General features: G+C 34.3%; 21 protein-coding genes. 16 read left to right on the top strand and 5 right to left on the bottom strand.

Annotated features, from left to right (window positions below):
• Positions 1-103: 103 nt before the first annotated feature.
• Positions 104-643 carry a hypothetical protein gene (locus tag ACKX2A_RS07575; protein ID WP_415328771.1) on the top strand — a complete coding sequence of 180 codons (540 nt, stop codon included), beginning with the start codon at positions 104-106 and terminating at the stop codon, positions 641-643.
• Positions 644-687: 44 nt separating this feature from the next.
• Here ACKX2A_RS07575 and aqpZ read toward each other — a convergent pair whose 3' ends face one another.
• On the bottom strand, positions 688-1,422 hold the full coding sequence (aqpZ, locus tag ACKX2A_RS07570; protein ID WP_415329428.1) for an aquaporin Z: 735 nt from the start codon (positions 1,420-1,422) through the stop codon (positions 688-690).
• 220 nt (positions 1,423-1,642) lie between these two features.
• Between aqpZ and ACKX2A_RS07565 the strand changes: the two genes are divergently transcribed.
• The 7 genes from ACKX2A_RS07565 (at position 1,643) to ACKX2A_RS07535 (ending at position 7,682) form a co-directional block, all read left to right on the top strand.
• Positions 1,643-2,263 (top strand): DUF5715 family protein, encoded by a 621-nt coding sequence (locus ACKX2A_RS07565; RefSeq protein WP_415328770.1) that lies wholly within the window; start codon positions 1,643-1,645, stop codon positions 2,261-2,263.
• 81 nt (positions 2,264-2,344) lie between these two features.
• Positions 2,345-3,073 carry a hypothetical protein gene (locus ACKX2A_RS07560; RefSeq protein WP_415328769.1) on the top strand — a complete coding sequence of 243 codons (729 nt, stop codon included), beginning with the start codon at positions 2,345-2,347 and terminating at the stop codon, positions 3,071-3,073.
• Between the two features lie 25 nt (positions 3,074-3,098).
• A complete protein-coding gene (locus ACKX2A_RS07555; protein ID WP_415328768.1) occupies positions 3,099-3,707 on the top strand; it encodes a hypothetical protein in 609 nt (202 codons plus the stop codon).
• Positions 3,653-4,486, top strand: coding sequence for a sensor histidine kinase (locus tag ACKX2A_RS07550; protein ID WP_415328767.1), 834 nt, complete (start codon positions 3,653-3,655; stop codon positions 4,484-4,486). Before ACKX2A_RS07555 ends, ACKX2A_RS07550 begins: the two co-directional genes overlap by 55 nt.
• On the top strand, positions 4,455-5,132 hold the full coding sequence (locus ACKX2A_RS07545) for a response regulator (protein ID WP_415328766.1): 678 nt from the start codon (positions 4,455-4,457) through the stop codon (positions 5,130-5,132). The genes ACKX2A_RS07550 and ACKX2A_RS07545 overlap by 32 nt, the downstream gene beginning before the upstream one ends.
• 137 nt (positions 5,133-5,269) lie before the next feature.
• On the top strand, positions 5,270-6,616 hold the full coding sequence (locus ACKX2A_RS07540; RefSeq protein ID WP_415328765.1) for a T6SS phospholipase effector Tle1-like catalytic domain-containing protein: 1,347 nt from the start codon (positions 5,270-5,272) through the stop codon (positions 6,614-6,616).
• Positions 6,617-7,169: 553 nt separating this feature from the next.
• Entirely contained in the window at positions 7,170-7,682 is a 513-nt protein-coding gene (locus ACKX2A_RS07535) for a hypothetical protein (RefSeq protein ID WP_415328764.1), read from the top strand.
• Between the two features lie 68 nt (positions 7,683-7,750).
• Here ACKX2A_RS07535 and ACKX2A_RS07530 read toward each other — a convergent pair whose 3' ends face one another.
• A complete protein-coding gene (locus ACKX2A_RS07530; RefSeq protein ID WP_415328763.1) occupies positions 7,751-8,896 on the bottom strand; it encodes a histidine decarboxylase in 1,146 nt (381 codons plus the stop codon).
• A gap of 245 nt (positions 8,897-9,141) precedes the next feature.
• Here ACKX2A_RS07530 and ACKX2A_RS07525 point away from each other — a divergent pair, with 245 nt between their 5' ends.
• From ACKX2A_RS07525 to ACKX2A_RS07495, 7 genes are all read left to right on the top strand, one after another.
• Positions 9,142-11,070, top strand: coding sequence for an ABC-F family ATP-binding cassette domain-containing protein (locus ACKX2A_RS07525; protein WP_415328762.1), 1,929 nt, complete (start codon positions 9,142-9,144; stop codon positions 11,068-11,070).
• A gap of 399 nt (positions 11,071-11,469) precedes the next feature.
• The gene (locus tag ACKX2A_RS07520; protein WP_415328761.1) at positions 11,470-11,664 is read left to right on the top strand and encodes a hypothetical protein; all 195 of its coding nucleotides are present in this window, start codon (positions 11,470-11,472) and stop codon (positions 11,662-11,664) included.
• Positions 11,665-11,868: 204 nt separating this feature from the next.
• On the top strand, positions 11,869-14,253 hold the full coding sequence (locus ACKX2A_RS07515; protein WP_415328760.1) for a TonB-dependent receptor: 2,385 nt from the start codon (positions 11,869-11,871) through the stop codon (positions 14,251-14,253).
• Positions 14,254-14,304: 51 nt separating this feature from the next.
• Positions 14,305-14,892, top strand: coding sequence for a hypothetical protein (locus tag ACKX2A_RS07510; RefSeq protein ID WP_415328759.1), 588 nt, complete (start codon positions 14,305-14,307; stop codon positions 14,890-14,892).
• A 278-nt stretch (positions 14,893-15,170) separates the two neighbouring features.
• Complete coding sequence (locus tag ACKX2A_RS07505; protein WP_415328758.1) at positions 15,171-16,505, top strand: trigger factor; 1,335 nt, start codon at positions 15,171-15,173, stop codon at positions 16,503-16,505.
• 115 nt (positions 16,506-16,620) lie between these two features.
• Positions 16,621-17,310, top strand: coding sequence for a hypothetical protein (locus ACKX2A_RS07500; protein WP_415328757.1), 690 nt, complete (start codon positions 16,621-16,623; stop codon positions 17,308-17,310).
• A gap of 403 nt (positions 17,311-17,713) precedes the next feature.
• Positions 17,714-20,575 (top strand): M16 family metallopeptidase, encoded by a 2,862-nt coding sequence (locus ACKX2A_RS07495; protein WP_415328756.1) that lies wholly within the window; start codon positions 17,714-17,716, stop codon positions 20,573-20,575.
• A 173-nt stretch (positions 20,576-20,748) separates the two neighbouring features.
• Here the strand turns inward: ACKX2A_RS07495 and ACKX2A_RS07490 are convergent, their stop codons facing one another.
• Both ACKX2A_RS07490 and ACKX2A_RS07485 read right to left on the bottom strand, forming a co-directional pair.
• Complete coding sequence (locus tag ACKX2A_RS07490) at positions 20,749-21,333, bottom strand: DUF3109 family protein (RefSeq protein ID WP_415328755.1); 585 nt, start codon at positions 21,331-21,333, stop codon at positions 20,749-20,751.
• Between the two features lie 9 nt (positions 21,334-21,342).
• On the bottom strand, positions 21,343-22,248 hold the full coding sequence (locus tag ACKX2A_RS07485; protein ID WP_415328754.1) for a DUF6427 family protein: 906 nt from the start codon (positions 22,246-22,248) through the stop codon (positions 21,343-21,345).
• A 42-nt stretch (positions 22,249-22,290) separates the two neighbouring features.
• Between ACKX2A_RS07485 and ACKX2A_RS07480 the strand changes: the two genes are divergently transcribed.
• A complete protein-coding gene (locus ACKX2A_RS07480) occupies positions 22,291-22,524 on the top strand; it encodes a DUF6341 family protein (RefSeq protein ID WP_415328753.1) in 234 nt (77 codons plus the stop codon).
• Between the two features lie 86 nt (positions 22,525-22,610).
• Here the strand turns inward: ACKX2A_RS07480 and ACKX2A_RS07475 are convergent, their stop codons facing one another.
• Positions 22,611-23,048, bottom strand: a complete 438-nt coding sequence (locus ACKX2A_RS07475) for a universal stress protein (RefSeq protein ID WP_415328752.1) — start codon at positions 23,046-23,048, stop codon at positions 22,611-22,613.
• Positions 23,049-23,104 lie beyond the last annotated feature (56 nt).

The raw sequence follows: 23,104 nt of genomic DNA, 5'->3' as shown, positions 1-23,104 counted from the left end.
ACGCCATTGCGATCAAAAAGTATCTACAAAATTTTCAAAAAAAACTTAGCGATCTTTGCGTCAAAAATCAATTAAAAAATTAAGATAAATCAAAAAAATCAAAGTGTTAAAAATCGAAGAATTAGTTCATGCATTCATCCATTCTCAATGCGATTTTGAGAAGCAAATTGTGTTGACTAATCATTTTCAAGCGGATTGGGAAGCTGATATTTTGATCGTTGATTCAGAAGGTTTCAGTCATGAAATTGAAATCAAGCTATCAAAAAGTGATTTTAAAAATGACTTTAAAAAATCTTACACCAATTCAAATACAGGCGAAAAATTTTTAAAGCACGACAAAATTTCCTGTGGCGATTATGTCTGTAATGCATTCAGCTTTTTGCTTCCGATGGGAATGGTCGATCATGAGCTGATTCCCGACCATTGCGGCATCATAGAGTTCTACCACAATGTTGATTCTTGGGATACAGAGTTTTATCTGATCCGAAAACCACGGAAAGTACATGAAGATTCTTACTGGAAGCTTAATGACAAAGATCTCTTCATCCGAAAAATGGCTCTGAATTTATTACAGCGAAAACTGGAAATCAAAGGAAAACATGAAGAGCTGATTTTTAAAAATCCTTTTGATATAAAAAAATAAAACCTGTCTTTCCGACAGGTTTATTTTTATATTTTCTATTTTTTTTAGTCTCCCAAAGGAGTTTCAACAGCATTTTGAAGTAAATATTTGTAGATTAATCCTCCGACAATACCTCCTAAAATTGGTGCTGCCCAGAACAACCAAAGTTGGGAAATTGCATTTCCTCCAACAAAAACTGCCTGAGAAAGTGATCTTGCCGGATTTACCGATGTATTAGTGATTGGAATTGAAATTAAGTGAATTAACGTTAATGCTAATCCAATTGCTATTCCTGCAAATTTTTTGTGAGCGTAATAGTCTGTCGCTCCCATGATGATGATCAGGAAAAAAGCTGTTAATAAAAATTCCGCTAAAAATGCTGCTCCCATAGAATATCCTTTACCAAAATAAACGGCATCGCCGTAAAAATTGGTAGCAAAAGCGCCCGGACCTGTAAAATCCGGAGTTCCGGAGCCGGAAAGAATTACGTACAAAGCTCCTGCTGCAACAATTGCTCCGACACATTGTGCTACAATGTAAGGAACAAGATCTTTTGCAGGAAATCTGCCTCCGGCAAGCAACCCGAAGGAAACAGCAGGATTGAAATGTCCTCCTGAAATATGACCAACAGCATACGCCATAGTAAGAACGGTAAGTCCAAAAGCCAGGGCAACGCCAACTAATAGAATCCCTACTTGTCCAGTAGATGCGGGGGCAATTTGCGAAGCGAAGATAGCGCTACCGCAACCGCCGAAAACAAGCCAAAATGTGCCGAAAAATTCAGCGAATAGTTTTTTTATCATATTGTTTATTTTTAAAATGTATTTCAAATTTATAATTAAAATATTAAATTAATAAGGATTTGGTTAAAAATATTTTATGATTATGCATTTTAAGATTGTGAATTTAATAATTTTACAATTTTATTTTTTTAGTAAAATATTTGTTCAAGTTGGCATTGTAGTTGATTTTGATAACATAAATGTTTATTTTTCGTTTATAAATTTTAAAGCATCTTTAATGAAAAAGTTTCTGTGTGTGATTTTTGCGTCTTTTATGTATGGTTCTCATTATTCTCAAACCGCAAAAAAAATGCTTCCATGTTATGATCTTACAGACGTTTTAAAAGTCGAACCGACATCGCTTTACAAACCGCACTTAGATGCTTCCAAAAGTTTTGGAGTTCAATTGCTTAAAGATTCAAAAACGGTTTCAAAATATATTAACAACGGTAAATTTCACAAAATAAAAAAATCAGGAAAAGGCTACAAAGTTCAAAAACTCGATTATAGCAGAGCCTGGATGGTTTCCAAAGGTAAATTGATGTTGGAAAGGATGGGGGCACGTTTCAGCAAGGAAACCAAAGGTCATACTTTTACAGTTTCTTCAATTACAAGAACGTTGGAAGATCAATGCAGGTTGCGAAGAGTAAATTCGAATGCTTCATTGGGTATCAGCTCGCATAATTATGGTAATTCTTTCGATATTTCTTATATCCGCTTCAATGATGTAGTAAAATATAATCCTAAAATGGAGGCCGCGCTGGAGAAAGTTTTAAAGTATTATTATGATGCAGGAAGAATTTATTACATCAAAGAAAAGCAGCAAAGCTGTTACCATATTACGGTTAGGAATTATTAATTAATATTCAATTATACGTGAGATACTTGCACAGGTAGTTTAGTTTATATAATTTTATCCAACTAAAATTACCGTGAATTTATGAGAGCAACATTTAGCAGAGAAGAGTACGACATAGCAATCCAAGGATGGTCTATGAACTGCGGAAACTATTCAACAATCCAAAATCTTATCCCTACCAATTATGTTTTCTACCTAGGACATGAAGAAATCGAATGGCTGAACGCAAGAAATGAGAACCCAAAATTCTGTGTAGAAATGGGACTTTACGAAAATCAGGTTATTATTATTCTGGCTCCATTAGACGCTGCAGGTCAAAAAATTCCTATGGATGACTACTGTTATGCTCCTCTTCAGGAATTGGAAAGTGATTTAACACTTACAGAGACAGAAGAGTATGTTTTGGTAAAAAACGCAGTTCTTTCGAAAGAGCTTACACAAGTTGATAACAGTTCGAATATGTCTTATCCAATCGCTAATCAGCCAATGTTGGAACAGGATAAAGCTCTGGACGCAATAGAATCCTGGAGAACTGAAGCCATGAGCTGGTTTTACAGAGAATGTGACGAATTTAAAGGGGCTAGAATATTTAAGAAGTTCTTTGTGCCTGCGCAGGATCTTCTCCCTTCAAAACCTGGATTTACACATGCTGTATGTTCTTTTGGACTAAAATTTTCTGACGTTTATCAGAGAATGTTGCCAACGCTTATTTTCATTTCTTTTTACGAAGATATTGAAAATACAGGAAGCATTCAGGCAACATCGAATACATACGACTGGTCACAGGCTTGTCCGCCATTATGTGGATAGATGAAATTTTTTAACTAGATATATTGTGGATATTTACAACGTAATACTTTATCTCAATAACAGTTTACTTACGATTTGTGCTATTATTGGAATTTTGAAGTACAAATCTTTTAAAAATACAGAAAAATGGTATGTATATTATATCATTTTTCTTTTTTTGATAGAAGCTAATGTTAAAATTGCCCTTCATCATTTTAAGATGAAAGAGCTGAATTTTATTTTTCCTTATTACGTTTCCGGAGAGCTTCTGCTTTTGGGAATTTTATTTATAAGGAAATTAAAGATATCGTATTATTGGTATATTCCACTTGTCATTTTGGCAGGTTATCTTTTCTTTGATACTCATACTTTAACGAATGAAATCAAAAAAGTAATCTCAAATATTGTAGTGATATGTTTTGCAGGTTATGCCTTGCTGATGGAAATTAAAAGCAGCAAAATCAATGACAGATTTATGCTCGCAGACAGCTTTATTTTTCTTTATTATGCATTATCTGTTTTTTTATTTTTCCTTCTCCGTCAGTTGGCTAATTTAGGAACAGAAGAAGCGAAAATTATTTGGAACGTCAATAATCTTTTGTGTTCCTTCCTTTATTTATCAATTATTTATACCTTTTTAAGATTAAAGAAATAACTTTAAATATCACCTTTTTCATTACGCTGATCGTCGTTCTGGCAATCGTCGTAGCTTTCATTTTGCTTGCTTACAGGAGTTTTATTCAAAGAATTGTAAAAGAAAAAAATGCTCAGTTCGAAGCGGAAGTTTTACATCAAAAAAGGCTTGTTCTAGAAAATATTAAAGCTCAGGAGTCGGAAAGGAAAAGAATTGCCGTAATGATTCATGATGACATCGGTAATCGTCTGAACATCCTTTCATTATGGCTGAACAATCTCGATACAAAAGGAGATGAGATCATCAAAAAAAATATTTCTACACAAATGTCTTCTTTGATTGATTCTGCGAGAAGCATTTCGCATTCATTGTATCCGGTGAATCTGGAGACGGTGGGATTGGTTCTTTATATTGAAGAATTGATTGCAAATTTATCAGGTAGAATAAATATTTCATTAAATGTAAGTCCGAAATTTCAGAAGAAAGATATTTTTATTGAAGTTCAGCTTTACAGAATTATTCAGGAATTTACGACCAATGTTCTCAAACATTCGGAGGCATCAAGAGTCTGGATCTATATTAAAGACAATCATACCAATTTGGCAGTTGTAATCTCGGACAACGGAGAAAGTTTCGATTACGAAGCCGTAAAAAAAGGAATGGGAATCAAAAACATCGAATCCAGAATAAAATCTATGAACGCGGCACACAAGTGGAAAAATATTTTACATCATGGCAGCCGTTTAATTATAAAAATTCCATATCACAATGAATTCCAAGATCAAAATAGCATTAATTGATGATGAGCAATTAATTCTTGAAGGTGTAAAAATGTTATTATCCTCCGAACAGAACATTTCGGTAGGTCTTACGTCCAACAATGGACCGGATTTCTTAGAAAGTTTAAAAAGTGTTTCGCCGGAAGAATTTCCAGATATCGCTTTGGTAGACGTACAAATGCAACCTATGAATGGTTTTGAACTGGTTGAAATTTTAAAGGAAAAATATCCCGATCTTAAAATTATCATCCTTTCTTCGCATTACAAAACAACGATTTTAGGGTATATGGTAAAGCTGGGAGTTGCGGCTTTCTTGCCCAAAAATTCTAATAGAAATGCTTTTATAGAAGCCATTACGATGGTGTACAAGAATGGGATTTTTTTTACTGCTGAAGACCACCAGATGATTTTTTCTTACATGAACAGTCCGACAAAAAAACGCACGCTTTTCGAAATGGACGACGAACTTTCCGACCGCGAGAAAGATGTTGTAAAGCTGATTTGTCAGGAATGTACCAATAACGAAATTGCTGAGAAATTATTCATCAGTCCGAGGACGGTGGAAAGCCACAGACAGCGAATAGTCGAGAAAATCGGTGCTAAAAATACTGTTGGAATTGTAATATATGCCATCATCAACAATATTTATCCGCTAGAAAGAATATGATTCCGTAGAAATACGGAATTTTTTATTTAGTACTTTCTACTCTAACCTCACTTTTTTTTTCATCGTTACTTTGAGGAGTTCATTAAAATCATGCTTCAATTAAATAGTTGAAGATCAAAATAAAACCACAAAGTGACATGAAAAGCAACATAATCTCTGTCGGAATTTTCTTCGACGGAACCGGAAACAACGGGAAGAACGCAACTTCCTCCCAACGACCTCCGAAAAACAATGAAAGCTATTACGGTAATATTACCAATATCTATAAACTGTTTGATCTATTCAATGGTGATAAAAAAATTTATGTAGAAGGAATCGGGACTGTCACTGGAAAAGAGGACAGCGATTTCGCAATGGCTACTTGCCAGAATCCGGTGGGATACGAAGGATATTCGTCCAATGACAAATTGGAAACGGCATTTTCTTTCACGAAAGGAATTGTAAAGGATCACACAAAAGAATATCATTTTTATGTTTACGGATTTAGCAGAGGTTCTATGTTGGCGAGAAATTTCTGCTATGAATTATTAAAAACTGAATCAAAATTTTCAGGAAATATTAAGGTAAAATTTCTAGGTGTTTTCGATACTGTTGAATCTTCTCCTTTCAACGATTATAATGTTACGGTTTTGCCCGGCACGGAAAGAGCTTTGCATCTTTGTGCAATTAACGAATGTCGATATTTTTTCCCACTAACAGGCTTTTTTGAAGACTCCAAAACCATGGAAGACACAAAATCCGAAATGGTAAATTCGGTTTGGAAAGAAATTTTCGTTCCCGGTGCTCATGCCGACGTTGGCGGTGGATATTTGGAAAGCTCACAATCTGTGTACGTTTCGCCAAATATTATGAGAACAAACGATCTTAATGCCTATATGGAAAATGTAAAATCTAAAGCAAAAGATTCGGAGGGAAACCAGATTTGGAAAGCGCTTTTACAGAATTTTAAAATAGAATCAGGAAAAATATTTTCTCAGGTTTACGTTTCAAGAGATTTGGTTTACAACGAACTTTCAAAAGTTTACGGAAAACTGATGCTGACGGAAACCAATGCGCAGGATAAAGTTTTCAACACAGATTTTACAGATAACAATTTCAAGATTAATCTAGAAGAACATCCTTATTTAATCGAGCTTTCAGACGCGTTGGAATATTACATCAAAAATCTTTCTCCGAATCTGAAACCCACATATAACTATGAAAAACTGGCAGATTATACTCATATTTCAGCCAATTTTGGATTGTATCATTCAGGATTGATGCTGAACTCAAAGAGAGGAATCCATGCAGAACTAATTAACAATGGCTTGAACGTACCGAGCAATGCGGACGATCAATACAATGTCAACGAATCAAAATTACAATCAGAAATACATCATATAGAAGATTCTATTGTGGATTATGCTTACGGAACAAACATTCCGAACAACGATAATTGGAACCGTACAATATTAATAAAAGAGAATTTTTATAATAAATGTTAGTACTTTTTCAGTTTTAAATTTAGGTGTAGAGCTGTCCTGGTTAGACAGCTCTTTTTTTGTGCCTTGTTTTAATTTTATCAAAAAAACTAAAAACCAAATTCCAAAAACAATCAACAAACAACAGTTAAACCCTCAAACTCAATAAGGAGCTATTTCCCGCTTTCTGCTATATCTTTTTGGTTACGGGCTCCGCTTTGCTCCGCCCGCAACCAAAAAGGATGCCGCGTCAATCGGGCTAGGTTGTAGATGTTTAAATCAACATTAGAAAAAATATCCGAAAGGATCAAGACTCGAATCTTTCCATTATTTTTTCTAATACGAGGTTTAGATCCTTTGAGGATGACAAACTTTACAAAAAAAATAAAATTCAGTTATTTGATAGTTAGTAAGTAACGTAAAAATACTTAAGTCTAAAATTAGTGATTTATACTGTTTCTTTTCTCTCTCTTTCGTCGTTACTTTGAATTGTTCTTTAACATGAAGCTTCAAAAGAATAAAAAAACAAAATCATTAACACCATGTCTGGAAACAGACTCACAAAAACATAGAAATCATGGAATATAGAGACAACGAAGTGTATTTCGATACTGCTTCAAACAATTTAGTAAAAGGATCATTCACCGTAAACGAATTTTCGATCACAGAAGGACAGGATCCAAAAGGACACATTTACGTAGGCTTCACTGCAAGCTGCGGAAGCGACGGAAAATTTATTTTTTCCATTGGTAGAAAAGGATCTTCAACGGTTGCAAAATGGTTCTCACAAAGAGTTCCGGCAAACAGAACAACCTTCAACCACGATCCCGGAGAACTGAATTTCGCCATGATCGGAACATTAGTCCTTGAATTTAAAGGAGGAAAAGTCTGTACTTTTTACAATGTAGCTTTGGCACAAGGACATAGCGGCGCAAGCAACAACTGGTGGTTTGGCGGAAAACAGGGAATGTACAACGGAAGCGACACCGCAATTTACGGAGCATCAAGCAACGGAATTGTAGAATTGGCATCATTCCTACGAGGGGGAAATTCGGTAGATCATGTAAAAGTAACTCCAAAAACTTTTTAAAAGGCTCATACTTTAGCTTAATTCATATCCAACTCATGTAAGGCTGCTCATCTTTTTGAGCAGCTTTTTTATTCCAAAAGAGCAAGATCCATTTTGAATTCTTTTTCGAGGTCAAGTAGAAATTTATCAATCATATTTTTTGTAATCCCAGGCTTTATAATGATATGGCTTAGCTCACCATGGGTTGCCACTTGCCATTTGTTTTGAAGCTTTTTGCTGACTCGGGGAATTAATATGGTTAAGGCATTTGGATTTCTCCAGGCTTTTACTTCTAAATTTAATATTTTTTCAAAAGTATAGCTGGTCAATTTTAAGCATTTTAATAATTTGCTTTTTAGACCTTCTTTTCCAATTGTTTTTATAGCATACCACATGAAGAGTGCTGAAATAGCATTGCGCGAACCTGTAATTGTATCATCAAGACTATCAATAATATTCACATAGTTTGAAACTTTTTCTTTATTACTTTTTCGGACAATGATGATTCCGCATGGAATAGGAGAGCCAATAAATTTATGTCCGCTGATAATAATAGAATCTGCACCTTCACTGAAATCAAAGCTTGGTTTCGGGGTGAGAAATTGTGCAAAGCTTCCACAAAAAGCAGCATCACAATGGATGTAATGATCTTTTATTTTATGGATTTTAAGTATTTTCTGTATTTTTTTAATATCGTCTTTGGCTTCTTTTACAGTTGTTCCAATATTTGCAATAAGAATGGCGGGAAGTGTTTTATTCTCTTTAATTTTTTTCTCTAAATCTGAATAATCAATTTCTCCATTTTCTAAAGCTTTAATTTTTTCTGATCTCAAGCTTAAAAGATCAATATTTTTCTCAATACTGTAATGACATTCTTCAGAAAAATAAACAACGCCGGAAGGATATAATCTTTTCGTTAAATACAAGGCATAAAGATTCCCTTCGGTACTTCCGTTAGTAATATAGCCCCAGTAATCATTTTCAGGAGCATTAAATAATTGTGCATAAAAATCAATGACTTCACGTTCAAAATCATGGGTGTTAATTTGGTAAGAACCTCCCTCATAATAAGAATCACCAATATTATTCATCGGATATTTCAGGAATTTGTAAAGACAGGAATAATCAAAATCAAAAGTAACGGGATAGCCAAAAAAATGATTGGTTTTCTTAATTAAATAGTTCTCTAGCTGGTCAATCTTCGCTAGTTCATCTGTTGTTAAATTGTTTTTCATAGTTTCAAGTTTTTTTGCAAAGTAAAGTTACATCTTATAAATGAAAATACGAACGTTATTTTCACACTAAAGAGAATAAATTTCACACATGTTAATAATGTGATGTAAAATTTTCAAGAAATAAAGAGAGAAATGAAATTTAAATAAACAATGAGGATACAGTAAAATGAAATTCTGCTATTCATTTCTTTTTCCGTATTTTTGCACCCTGAAAATTCATTATTCACTATTAATCATTATTTAAAATGCTTTCGGTTCAAGGTTTAGGATTACATCATTCGGGAACATATTTGTTTCAAAACGTGAATTTCACGATAAAAAAGGATGATAAAATTGGTTTGGTCGGTAAAAATGGAGCGGGGAAATCCACTTTATTAAAAATGCTTTCCGGAGAAATTACTTTCTACGAAGGAAACGTTGTTCCGGAAGGAAATATCACCATCGGTTTCTTAAAGCAGGATTTGGATTTCGTAAAGGGAAGAACGGTTTGGGCAGAAACAATGCAGGCTTTTGAGCAAATTAATGCATGGAAGAATGAATTGGAAGATGTCAACCATCAGATGGCGACAAGAACCGACTACGAAAGCGATTCTTACACAGATTTGATTAATAAGATGACTGAACTGAATGATCTTTTAATGAACCACGACGCTTACAATCTGGAAGGCGACATGGAAAAAGTATTGTTTGGTCTTGGTTTCAAAGCAGATGATTTTCAAAAAATCACCGATGAATTTTCCGGAGGATGGAGAATGAGAATCGAATTGGCAAAATTGCTTCTTCAAAAGAACGACATTATGCTTCTCGATGAGCCGACCAACCACCTGGATATGGAATCGATCATGTGGCTGGAAAATTTCCTGAAAGACTATCCGGGCGCAATCGTTTTGGTAAGTCACGATAAGCAGTTCATGACGGCAGTTTGTAACCGTACTTTTGATGTGAATAACAGAAAAGTAGACGATTACAAAGCCAATTATTCCAAATATTTGGTGATGCGTGAAGACCGTCGCGAGAAGCTGATTCAGGCTAAAAAGAATCAGGATGCGGAAATCAAGCAAATGGAAGATAATATTAATAAGTTCCGTGCAAGTGCTACCAAAGCTTCTTTTGCGCAGTCGCTTATTAAAAAACTAGATAAAATCGAGCGTATTGAAGTTGATAATGAAGACGTTTCAAAATTCAATATTCGTTTCGTTCAGTCACAAGTTCCTGGAAAAGTTATTTTCGAAGCGGAAAATCTTGGGAAATCTTACGGTGAAAAACAGATTTTTGATGATGTAGATTTCATCGTTCAGAGAGGTGACAGAATCGCGCTTCTTGGACAAAATGGACAGGGAAAAACGACATTGGCGAAAATTCTTGCGGGAGATATCAAAGATTATTCAGGTTCTTGGAATCTCGGACATAATGTAAATATCGGTTACTTCGCTCAGAATCAGGAGGAAGTTTTAACACCGAATAAAACGGTTCAGGAAGAAGCCGAAGATGCTGCAACAGAAGAAACAAGACCGAGAGTTCGTGATTTGTTAGGATCTTTCCTTTTCCAAGGTGAAGCCGTGAACAAAAAAACAAAGGTGCTTTCCGGAGGGGAAAGAAACCGTCTGGCGCTTTGTAAATTGTTGCTTCGTCCGTTCAACACGTTGATTATGGACGAACCTACGAACCACTTGGATATCCAGTCTAAGGAAATTATCAAATTAGCTCTTCAAAAATTTGAAGGTACTTTAATCGTAATTTCGCACGACAGAGAATTCTTACAAGGTCTTTGTGATAAAATCTACGAATTCCGTGATGGTAAAATGAAAGAATTCTTGGGAGATATCAACGAATATCTTGAATTCAGACAAAAAGAATCTATCAGAGAAATTTCTGCAGAAAAGGCAAAACTTCACAACGAAGTTCCAAAAGTTGAGGAAAAAAAGGTTGAAGAAAAACCGGCAACCAACAATCAATCATCAACCATTGTAAGTAAGGAGCAGAAAAATATTCAGAATAAATTAAAAAAAGTAGAAGAAAAAATTTCTGAGCTTGAAACAAAAGTTGAGGAGTTTGAAGCTTCTTTTACAAAAGAAAATCCTTCTGAAGAAACGTTGGAAAAATACAACAAAACCAAAGAAGAACTGGATCTTGCTTTGCAGGAATGGGAGTATTTGGGAACTCAGCTGGATTAATTTAAAAAATAACCTTCCAGTTTGTTATTCCGCAGGAATCTATACAATTTAAGATTAAATACTTTGCTTAGATTCCTGCAGAGTGACAAACTCGGTGTAAAACAAATTCTTATTGATTGTTTTGATTTTTATAATTAAAAAAGTTGTAACAAAATCTCAATACCTTCTACATATCAATTAAAGTATTTTAATAAAACTTTAATCTAAAAACTTAAATTATTTTTATAATTTTGACGGATGATTTTTAAAGAAAGCAGAAATCTGAAGAATTTTATTTCCAAATTATTGTTTGGAATATACTTCATTGCGCTTTTTTTTCAAAATTTTCACAACCACAGCTCTGAAGAAGTTTTTAAAAATTTTAGTTTAAAAAAATCAGAAAATACAATCTCAAAAAATTTGGTAAAAGAAAAGGCAGCCGACTGTTTGGCTTGTCATTTCTTAGCTACGGGACATACTTTGGTTCCTGAAGAATTCAGTTTTTCTTTTGAAAATTATACGCAAGAGGTAAAACAAACGATTGCCATTCAGGAGAAAATCTGGTCACAAACCAAGTTTACTTTTCAGCTTCGCGGTCCTCCCGCAATTTCATAATTCATAGATTTCTTTGGCTTTAATTGGGTTTAGAGTTCAATGTTTTTGACTTAATGCTTGAAATTTTATGTTCAATTAGGAACGTTTACATTTTGATATTAATTCATTTCGTTGATTATTAATTCAAATTAATTAGCCAATATTTTTCACAAATTTTTTCGAAAAAAAGTACTGTTAAACGGTACACAATCAATCTATTTAACAATGAAATTGATATATAGCTTTATGCTGATCCTTTGTGGATTTGCATTAACAAACGCACAGCAGACTTACGCGGTGGAAGGAACTGTTCAGGATTTTCATGATAAAACGATGCTGGAAAATGCAGTCGTGAAAATTGGAGATTTTTCTACAAAAACCGATAAAAACGGTAAGTTTTCATTCAATAAAATTCCTTCAGGGAAATATATACTCATTGCTAAACATCCTGATTGTAATGATTATACTGAAAATGTAGGAGTTACCCAGGATTTGCATTTGAAAATTATCCTTGAACATCACGTTCAGGATATCGAAACAGTGACGGTTCACGGAAGTCACAAGAATAACGGAAGTATGGTGGTAAAGACCCTTGATAAATCGGATATTGAGAAAAATTCTACCGAAAATCTAGGAAATTTACTGACTAAAATTTCGGGCGTTTCTGCTTTAAAAACGGGGAATAATATTTCAAAACCCATCATTCATGGACTGTTTGGAAGCAGAGTAAATATTATGGCAAATGGGGTAAGGCTTGCCGAACAGGAATGGGGAGTAGAGCATGCGCCGAATGTTGATATTAATAACTTTCAACACATCGATGTCATCAAAGGAGCTTCTGCATTACGATACGGAAGTGATGCTGTTGGTGGCGTTGTGGTAATGGATCCGGAAGTTTTTCCTAAAAAAGATACCATTATGGGATCTGTAAATCTTGCCGGAATTTCAAACGGAAGAGGTTTGATGCTGGATGCCAATATTGCAAAAGCATGGAAAAACGGATGGGCTGTAAAGTCGGGAGGAAGTATCAAAAAATTAGGCGATCAGAAAGCTTCTGGATACTATTTGAAGAATACCGGAATGGATTTTTCGTCCTTTAATTTTACGGTACAAAATAACAACTACGAAAGAGGAATTTCTTTTGATTATTATCTGACCGACCAAAATATCGGAATTTTAAGAGACTCGCACGTTTCTTCTAATGAAGATTTTTACAGAGCCATGACGACTAAAGTTCCTTATTATTCGGGAGATTTTAGTTATGATATTAATAATCCGAAACAGGTAATTCAACATCACATTGCAAAAGTTTCTGCTTTCAAAAGATTTGAAAATATTGGAAAAGTTTCTGCGACTTATAGCTTTCAGTACAATCACAGACAGGAATATGATATCAGGAGAGGAGATCTTAATGATATTCCGTCTTTGGATTTGTCTTTAATGACACATCAGTTTAACCTTAATGATTTACTGGAAAGAGGAAAATGGTCGTTGGAAACAGGGATCGATGCAGGATTTCAAAATAATTATTCGGATCCGGCAACAAAAGCGAGACGTTTGATTCCGAATTACGATAAATATTCTGCGGGTATTTATTCTATTTTTAAATATAAAATTTCTCCGGATTTAAATGCAGAAGCAGGGGCGAGGTATGATTTTGCCCGTTATGATGTTACGAAATGGTACGACAAAAGCGACTGGGAAAAATTGTATGCAGATGCATACCCGGAGTTTTATGTGAAAACCAATCAGAACAGAGTTTTAACGCGTCCTCAACTGAATTATAATAATGTTTCATTCAATGCAGGTTTGGAATATCATCCAAACGGTAGTTTTAATTTGAAATTTAATTATGCCAAAGTTGGAAGAACACCGAATGCAGCAGAACTATTTTCAGATGGATTGCATCATTCTGCAGCAATTATTGAATTGGGAGATTTGTCGCTTAAAAACGAGCAGGGACACCAGTTTAATTTAATTGCAGATGCAAAATTTAATGTATTAAAAGGGCTGAATGTTTCCGTAAATCCATATTTCTATATTACCAAAAACTTTATCAATGAAGTTCCTACAGGAATCCAAAATACCATCAGAGGAATATTTCCGGTTTGGTCGTATCAGCAGATTGATGCCAAAATGTATGGGATAGATTTGGATATCAATTGGAAACTTGCTGATAATTTATCATATGTAGGAAAAGCAGGATATGTTTATGGGCAGGATGATACGCATAATGAACCATTAATTCTAATGATGCCTCCGAATTTTTCCAATGCTTTAAGATTCAATAAAGATGATTGGAATAAATTTTATTTAAATATTGAAAATCAGACTTTTTTAACGCAGAAAAGATTTCCGATTCGTAATGCATCCATTACAATTTATGACAATGGAGAAGAAGTCGAGAAAACCGTTGACTTCAGTACACCTCCAAAAGGCTATTCGCTCTGGAATATACAAACAGGAGTCGATATCAGCAAAAATCTTTCTGCAGGTCTTATCGTAAATAATATTTTTAATATTTCTTACAGAGATTATCTCAATCGTTTGAGATTTTTTGCAGACGAAGCAGGAAGATACTTTATTTTAAACTTTAGATACAAATTCTAAAGATTTTTCAAAAATTATTAAAACAAATTTTACAACCTTAAAATTTTAAAAATGAAATTATTTAATACTAAAAATATAATCAAATTATTAGCTGTTTTATTCATCGCAATTACTGTCGTTTCTTGCCAGAGAGACGGTTCTTCAGAAGAAGACGATATTCCCCAGGAAGATCTTACCAATATTCTTTTAAATATTAAAGATAAAACTACAGGGGAAGTAAAAACGTATAATTACAGCATGGGAGCAGGAGGTGCACAGGCAATCCAGCTTACTGACGGGAAAACTTATGAGGTAACTGCACAATTCAAAAATGGAAATGAAGATGCAACACAGGAAATAAAAGATGCGAAAGACGAACACTTTTTAGTCTTTAATTTCCCGAATTCAGATATTACTTTAACCCGTACAGATGACGCTTCTTCTACAAGAGCAGACGGAAAACGTGTCGGGTTGAGAACTGAATGGGTTGTAAACAAGGCTGTGAAAAACGCATCTGCAACAAGCCAGTTAATTTTCACCTTATACCATGAGCCGGCAAGTGTTTCTGAAGATTCTCAGGCAAGCGGAAACGGAATTGTTTACGGAACGCAGGTTGGAGGTGAAACAGATGCTCAGGCAAACTATACTATTACGAATTAAAATTAAATTTTAATATATCTTTAATCTTGTTAGCAAACCATCGAATTTTTCGGTGGTTTTTTGTTTGATGGAATTAATTCGTAGGGAGGCTGGAAGTAATAGGATGGAAGTTTAATCATCATCGAAAAATTACGGTCGAATATAAACTTTCGGCATCCATCTTCCAACCTCCAACCAACAGATTCTTACATTTAACAATATTTAGCTTTTAAGTTGATTTTAAATGAGTGATTTTCATAAAATTTTCATATTTTTGCAACCTAAAATTTTAATCAATAATGAAGGTTACTGCAAAAAACCATGATGATGTAAGTGCATTGCTTACAGTGACATTGGAAAAATCTGACTATAAGGAAAAAGTTGAGAAACAATTGATTAATTATGCTAAAAATGCACAAGTTCCTGGTTTCAGAAAAGGGAAAGTGCCTTTGAGTATGGTTAGAAAACAATATGAAGCAGGTATCGCTTTTGAAGAAATCAACAAGCAGGTTTCTGATGCTTTGAACGGGTATGTGAACGACAACAAACTAAGATTAGTTGGTCAGCCGGTTCCTCAGCCAGTAAACGAATTCGATTACAATGCTGATCAGTTAGAAGTTGCTTTTGAAGTAGGATATGAGCCTGCATTCACTATAGATTTAGCTAAATATGAAGCGCCTCACTACAAAGTAGAAGCTTCTGAAAAAGAAATCAACAAGAGTATTGAAAACATGCAGAAGCGTTTTGCAGAGCAGGTTCCTCAAGATAAAATCACTAAAGATTCTTACATCGCATTAGAGGTTTCTCAAGTTGTAGAAGAAGATGCTGAAGGAGAACACCACCACCATCCAAAGAATGTTACCATTACAGCTGAAAACAAAGAAGCTTTCAAATTGGTAAAGGCTTTGAAAATGGACGGTTCTGTAAAAGTAACTAAAGAAACTCTTGCCGGTGACGAAGAATTGGCTAAAGAATTAGGTTTCTCTAAAGAAGAAGTTGAGCACCTACACCACAACGAAGTTGAAGTAAAAGTAAAAGATTTCTATTCTTTGAATCTTGCTGAGCTAAACCAAGACCTTTTCGATAAAGTTTATGGTGAAGGAAACATCAAGTCTGAGGAAGAGCTGAAAGAAAAAGTAAAATCTGAATTAGACGAATACTTCCAGCAAAATGCTGATGTTCACTTTGTGAATAAAGTATTGGAGCAGGTTTCTGAAAAAGAAGAAGTAAAACTTCCTGAAACTTTCTTGGTAAAATGGTTACAGTTCTCTAACCAGAACATCCAGTCTGAAGAGCAAGCTAAAGAAATCCTAGAAGCAGAGAAAAATCAATTGAAATATCAAATCATCGAAGGTAAATTGATGACTGATAACGAAATTCAATTAGACTATGCTGATGTTTTAGGACAAGCTGAGCAATTGGTAAGAAACCAGTTAGCAATCTATGGAATCCACCATTTAGGTGATGAGGAAATCCAGAAATATGCTGTTGAAATGTTGAAAGACCAAGAGCAGGTAAGACAAATTTCTTCTGAAGTTGCGATGACGAAGCTGAAGGATGTTATCTTGGAAAAAGCGACTAAAAAAGAAACTGCAATCTCTCACGACGAGTTTTTGGAAGAGCTTAAGAAATAATCGAGTTCGATATAAATATTATAAAAACCACCAAGAAATTGGTGGTTTTTTTATTTGACTCGTCATAAAATTATTCCCACAATATTCATATATTTACGCTCAATAAACTTAGTATATGAAAAAAATTATCATTCCGTTTTTCTGTGCCGTACTTTTCTCTACTTCGGTAGCTGCACAAAAGACTACTGCCGCTGCTCCCGCAAAGACGGAAGCTGTGAAATCTAAACTGACTTCTAAAGAGGTAATCGACAATTATCTGAAAGCTCTTGGAGGAAAAGATAAATTGGAGAGTATAAAAACTACTCTTATTGATAACACAATTTCTGTTCAGGGAATGGAAGTTTCTATGACTACAAAGAAAATGGGTAACAAATTCAAGTCTGAGCAGTCTGTAATGGGACAAAAAATGGTTCAGTTTTTTGACGGTGAGAAAGGATATTTTGAGCAAGGTGGTCAGAAAATGGATATTCCAGCTGATAAAATCGCAGATTTGAAAAACGCTAAAGTAATGGATGCTTTAAGCTACGATCCTGCGAAATTTACAACAGTTACTGTAGAGAAAGTTGACGGTAAAGATTATAATGTTTTAAGCTCAGAAAAAGGCAAACATTATTTTGATGCCACTACAGGATTATTATATAAATCTACTGCTGCTGAAGGAAATGCAACAGTAAAAAGCTATATGACTGTTGATGGAATTAAATTCCCGCAGGAAATTGAAGCAGAAGGGAACGGACAGAAAGTTACGATCAAAACTACGAAAGTAACCATCAATTCAGGAGTTTCTGATGCTGATTTTAAATAAAAAAATCTTATTTAAGATAATAAAAACCAGGCTTTTGTCTGGTTTTTTTATTTAACTAAAGTTTAACTAGATATCATATAGTACATTTCTTAATAATTAATATTTTTGCTTCCGAAACAACACAAACAATAAATAGATGAATAAAAAATCATTACTCTTTAATGAAATCTTTCTTGATTTCAAAAATGAAAATTCTATTATTTTTTTTGAACAAATTTTTAAAGTAAATCTTTTTTAAACCCTATTTTTTCGTGATTTAAAATGCTTTTGAGAGCAGATCATTATTTACATCGAAAAATTAACTTTATTTAACTGAGTTTAACTTTAAATAATATTCTAAACATTTCCTCGTTCTGTGAATAAGTGATATTTTTATCACCGAAAAAATTAATAATCAAACCATATGAAAAAAATGTTATCGTCGTTTGCGGTAGTCTTTTTGATGTCCGCAAATGCTTTCGCACAAAACATTCCTACAGATCCTTCTGTAAGAATTGGTACTCTTTCAAACGGAATGAAGTACTACATCAAGAAAAACAATTTACCTGAAAAAAAAGTAGATTTTCGATTGGCAATCAATGCCGGATCTATTCTTGAGGATGAAAACCAAAGAGGTTTAGCCCACTTCATGGAGCACATGAACTTTAACGGAACAAAGAATTTTCCGGATAATAAACTTGTAGATTTCCTACAGTCAATCGGGGTGAAATTCGGGCAGCATTTGAATGCTTACACAAGTTTTGATGAAACAGTTTACATGCTTCCCGTTCCTTTAGATAAGCCCGGAAATCTTGATGCAGGTCTGAAAGTAATGGAAGACTGGGCTTTCAACGCAACACTTTCTGATGAGCAAATCAACAAAGAAAGAGGGGTAGTTTTAGAAGAGTTAAGACTAGGTTTGGGAGCTGACAAAAGAATGTCGGACAAATATCTTCCTAAATTATTGTACAAATCTCAGTATGCCAACAGACTACCTATCGGGAAAAAAGAAGTATTGGAAAATTTTAAGCCAGAGGTAATTAGACAGTTCCACAAAGATTGGTACAGACCGGATCTGATGGCAATTGTTGTGGTTGGAGACATCAATGTAGATGAGGTTGAAAAGAAAATTAAGACCAATTTCAGTTCATATAAAAACCCTGCAAAACCAAGAGAGAGAAAGGTTTTTGATATGCCGAATCATAAGGAAACTTTAGTTGCAATTGAAACAGATCCGGATGCAACAAGATCGATGGTACAGTTCACGATGAAGGATTCTGAGGCTTACCAGCCGGATGTGACTGTTGAACAGTACAACCAAAGTCTTATTGAGCAAATCACCACAACAATGTTGAATAACAGATTGGGTGAATTGGTAAATTCTACAAATCCTCCTTTCACATACGGATCGGTTTATCACGGTGGAACGTATGCAAGAACCAAAGAGGCTTTCCAAGGCTTTGCGATGGTAAAAGACGGAAATCAGTTAAGCGCTTTGAAAGTTCTTTTAGAAGAGGTTGAAAGAGCAAAAAAATTCGGATTTACACAAAGTGAGCTAGACAGAGCAAAGGCTCAGGTAATATCGAATGTAGAAAGGTCTTACAACAACCGCGACAAAACAGAAAGCGACATGTTGGTAGATGAGTATGTAAGAAATTTCTTAGAGCAAGAACCAATTCCAGGAATTGCTTGGGAATATGAAGATACAAAGAAATTCTTACCTTCTGTAACGTTGGCTCAGACGAATGATGTTATCAAAAAAATGGTAAAAGATGACAGCAGAGTAGTGGTAATTACAGGTCCTAAAAAAGATAACGTTCAGATGCCGACAGAAGCAATGGTACTGAATACTTTTGAAAGTGTGAAAATGGCTGATCTTAAACCTTATCAGGAAAAAGCAACCATCAAAAATTTAGTAAAACCATTTAAATCTGAAGCTAAAATCGCTAAAACTGAAACCGATGCTAAATTAGGTACAACAACCTGGACTTTAAGCAACGGCGCAAAAGTGACTTTCAAAAAAACTGATTTTAAAGATGACGAAATTGTTTTTGCAGCGAGAAGTTTAGGGGGAAGTTCATTAATTAATGATGCAGATTTCAACAAAACACAGTTCGCATTTTCTGCTTTATCTGAAGCGGGTGTAAATGGATTCTCAAAAGCTGATCTTACGAATTATTTAGCTGGAAAACAGGTAAGTGTAAATCCTTCAATCGGAACAGTAACGGAAGGTGTTTCTGGAAGAACAAACCAAAAAGATCTAAGCACTGCAATGGAATTGATGTACGCTTATTTCACAGGATTAAATTATAACCCGGACGCATTTAATGCTTATAAAACAAAGCAGTCTGCAATGTTGGATAATTTATTGTCTAATCCTCAGTTCTATTTCTCTAGTGAGCATGCAAAATTTATGAATCAGAAAAACCCAAGATTCATCGGAATTATTCCAATGGAGAAAGATTGGGCGAATACGGATTACAAAAAGGCATACGATATTTACAAGGAAAAATTTGCAAATGCAGGAAACTTCCAGTTCTATTTTGTAGGAAACATAGATGAAGCAACATTCAAAAATGAAGTTTTGCAATACATCGGAAGCCTTCCTACAAGTGGAAAAACTACAACTTTCAAAGATACTGGCTACAGACCGATGACTGGAGATTATTCTAAAGTTTACAAAAAAGGAAAAGATCCGAAAAGTATGGTAACGATCGCTTACAGTTGTGAAGCACCTTACAATGAAAAAGATGCATTGGCTTTGGAAGCGCTTGGTGAAGTAGCGACGATTAAAGTAATCGAAAAATTAAGAGAAGACGAAAGCGGAATCTACGGAGGTGGAGCAAGAGGTGGAATGAATAAAGTTCCTTACAACACGTACAACTTCAGCATCCAATTCCCTTGTGGTCCTGAAAATGCAGATAAATTAACGAAAAGTGCAATCGCAGAACTTCAAAAATTAATCGACAAAGGCCCTGAGCAAAAAGACCTTGATAAATACAAAGAAGGCGAATACAACGATTATAAAACGAGTATGAAAGACAATATGTTCTGGATGAATTCTCTTACTAAAAATCAGTTGGATGGAAGCGACAAATACGAAATCCTGAATTATCAGGACAAAGTAAAAGCCTTAACGGTAAAAGATCTTCAGGACGTTGCTAAAAAATACCTTACAAAAGGAAGAATTGTAGCGACTTTGATGCCGGAAGATGGTTGGGAAAAAGCTAAAAAAGATGAAGCAAAAGTAGAAGCAGCAGTAATAAAAACTGGAGCATCAAACTAATATTCATTATCATTTCTAAATAAAAAGCGTCTCGTAAATTTTAGGAGACGCTTTTGTTTATGTTTATAGCAATTTTAAAATGAAAAATTTACATCAAGTTGAATCTTAGCAAAGAAGATTTAAATAAAGTTTTTAAAGAAAAAACTCTCATACACTAAAACCCTCAAATCCAACTAAGAACCATACTCACTTTTCCACTCATCCGCAACCTCGCTCAATACATCATAAAACTCTTCACCATACTTTCTGATCAACGGTGTTTTAAGGAATTTATAAATAGGAACCTGCAGTTCTTTTCCTAATGCGCAAGCGTCGTTACAAACATTCCATTCATGATAATTTAAAGCTGTGAAAGTAGAATAGTTGTTCACACGAATCGGGTAAAGATGACAGGAAATAGGCTTTTGCCAGTCAACAGCACCGTCTTCATACGCTTTTTCTATTCCACATTTTGTAATTCCTTTTTCGTCGAATGTTACGTAAGCACATTCACGATTTTCAACCATCGGTGTTACATACATTCCGTCCATTGGATCGGTTGTCCACGTTCCAATTTCTTCGATGGATTTTATACCTTCCGGAGTAAGATATGGTTTAATTTTGTCAAAAATATTATCTAAAATTTCCAGTTCGTCCTTATCCAACGGGGCACCTACGTCTCCTTCCACACAACATGCACCTTTACATTTTGAAAGGTTGCAAACAAACTCTTCAGAAAAAATATCTTCGGAGATCAATTTATCGTCAATCTGAATCATAATCTTTTTTTAAAAAAACTTAATATAAGTTCCGGCTTTAAAACCGATTAAACTTAAAATAATTAACCAAAAGCAAACTTCCTGCATCCAGTATTTAGGCAAAAACTTCAACATTCTGCTAATGATAATGGTTGAAGGAAAAGCAAGAAGAAGCAAATATTCATAACTTTTATTCATATAAAGAATAATAGTAACCAGCTGTGCCACGGAAAAAACCAATAAAAAAGTGTATTTATATCGGCTTATCGGGCTCTTTTTATTATAATTTTGAAAATGGTCGTAAACTGCATAAATCAGCATCAAAGCAATCGGAATCAAAGGTAATAAACCATTGTAATCTGTCATTGGTTTCATCTTTCCAAAAGGGAAATAATCGATGTTCCAAGTTCTAAAATCCATGAAAAACATGATGGAAAAGTAAGCGAATACAATTAAAATAATTCCAAGCAAAAACCTGAAAATATTCAATCCAATTCTTTCCGAAGTTGCAATTACGTGAATGATCACAAAAACAGCCATTGGCCATGTTGTAGGAAGGAAAATAAAATTCAAAGCTACAATCGAACCTACCAAAACGTAAGATTTTTTTCGGATATCTTCATTGGTACTTGTCAAAAGCAACAAAAGAAATGAATTGGTCAACAGGGAAACCGCAATTCCGAGATCTAAATTTCCCGGATACAATCCAAAAATGAAGATCGTATACAGGAATAATGGCAAATGCGTTTGATAATTAAGCGCAATACTGTGAAAACAGAAATATCCTAAAGCAATTCCCAGGAAAGTAATTCCTGCGATGATTGCTTCATAAGTGTTGAAATTCAGTATGTTAAAAAATATTACTATTAAAAGAAGAAAACCAATATACACAGGAATTGAAAAAATATTGCTTTCTTTTGAAAGTAATTTAAACATTTTTTATAAATTTGTACAAAGTTAATTTAAAAAAGGAAAATAATGACGTCTTTCTTTCTATTCTTGAGCAAAGTTTTCAAATGGTCTTTCGGTTTTTTTGATACTTTCGGTAATGTTTTAAACTGGATTCTATTTATCGTTTGCTGCGTATTGTTCACTTATTGGTGCTACGTATTAGTTGTTACATTAGGTGGCGATAAAGATAAAGACTACTATTCTCCAACGGAAGGTAAGCATCCTTACTACGATCCGAATATCTACAAAAAAGAAGGTTAATTAATTGGTTATATAGTAAAAAGCCGATCAAATTTTATTTGGTCGGCTTTTTTATTAACGATTAAAATTTAATTTTTATCTATATTCTAGTCATGAATTGGAAGTACCAAAACCGGAACACTCGAATCTTTCGTGATTCCTTTCGTTAGGCTACCCACAAAAACATCGTAGATTCCGCTTCTTCCGTGCGAACCCATCACAATGAAATCTGCATTGTTTGTCTTTGCATAATCTAAAATAATATCTTTGGCAAGACCTTGTTTCAAAAGGTGTTCGCATTGAACATCATGAGCAAGAATTATTTGCTCAATTTTATTCAACTGAATAAGTTCTTCTTTTATCTCATTCTCTTCAACTTCCGGAAAATATTGAAATCCCATATCACCAATGGCAAAACCAATATCCGAAGGCGCAACATGGATCAGGAAAATTTTACCATTTACTTGTTTCGCGAATTTTACCGCTCCTTCTACAAGCTGTTCTGTTTTGTCCCCAAAATCTACGGGTAATACAATATTTATCATAACCTTTAATTTTGTTTATTAAAGATAGGAAAATTATGCCAAAATTTATATTAAAT

It is taken from the genome of Chryseobacterium sp. MMS23-Vi53 (assembly GCF_047651245.1).
GTDB lineage: Bacteria > Bacteroidota > Bacteroidia > Flavobacteriales > Weeksellaceae > Chryseobacterium.
Note: the sequence above shows the minus strand (reverse complement) of the source record. Positions and strands in the feature narration are given on the sequence as shown.

Bases quoted from the DNA above. Each gene is read 5' to 3' on its own strand.
- ACKX2A_RS07530 (WP_415328763.1), bottom strand. From the start codon at position 8,896: ATGAAAAACAATTTAACAACAGATGAACTAGCGAAGATTGACCAGCTA.
- ACKX2A_RS07495 (WP_415328756.1), top strand. From the start codon at position 17,714: ATGAAAAAAATGTTATCGTCGTTTGCGGTAGTCTTTTTGATGTCCGCA.
- ACKX2A_RS07510 (WP_415328759.1), top strand. From the start codon at position 14,305: ATGAAATTATTTAATACTAAAAATATAATCAAATTATTAGCTGTTTTA.
- ACKX2A_RS07525 (WP_415328762.1), top strand. From the start codon at position 9,142: ATGCTTTCGGTTCAAGGTTTAGGATTACATCATTCGGGAACATATTTG.
- ACKX2A_RS07535 (WP_415328764.1), top strand. From the start codon at position 7,170: ATGGAATATAGAGACAACGAAGTGTATTTCGATACTGCTTCAAACAAT.
- ACKX2A_RS07540 (WP_415328765.1), top strand. From the start codon at position 5,270: ATGAAAAGCAACATAATCTCTGTCGGAATTTTCTTCGACGGAACCGGA.
- ACKX2A_RS07490 (WP_415328755.1), bottom strand. From the start codon at position 21,333: ATGATTCAGATTGACGATAAATTGATCTCCGAAGATATTTTTTCTGAA.
- ACKX2A_RS07565 (WP_415328770.1), top strand. From the start codon at position 1,643: ATGAAAAAGTTTCTGTGTGTGATTTTTGCGTCTTTTATGTATGGTTCT.
- ACKX2A_RS07505 (WP_415328758.1), top strand. From the start codon at position 15,171: ATGAAGGTTACTGCAAAAAACCATGATGATGTAAGTGCATTGCTTACA.
- ACKX2A_RS07480 (WP_415328753.1), top strand. From the start codon at position 22,291: ATGACGTCTTTCTTTCTATTCTTGAGCAAAGTTTTCAAATGGTCTTTC.
- ACKX2A_RS07560 (WP_415328769.1), top strand. From the start codon at position 2,345: ATGAGAGCAACATTTAGCAGAGAAGAGTACGACATAGCAATCCAAGGA.
- ACKX2A_RS07500 (WP_415328757.1), top strand. From the start codon at position 16,621: ATGAAAAAAATTATCATTCCGTTTTTCTGTGCCGTACTTTTCTCTACT.
- ACKX2A_RS07515 (WP_415328760.1), top strand. From the start codon at position 11,869: ATGAAATTGATATATAGCTTTATGCTGATCCTTTGTGGATTTGCATTA.
- ACKX2A_RS07485 (WP_415328754.1), bottom strand. From the start codon at position 22,248: ATGTTTAAATTACTTTCAAAAGAAAGCAATATTTTTTCAATTCCTGTG.
- ACKX2A_RS07545 (WP_415328766.1), top strand. From the start codon at position 4,455: ATGAATTCCAAGATCAAAATAGCATTAATTGATGATGAGCAATTAATT.
- ACKX2A_RS07475 (WP_415328752.1), bottom strand. From the start codon at position 23,048: ATGATAAATATTGTATTACCCGTAGATTTTGGGGACAAAACAGAACAG.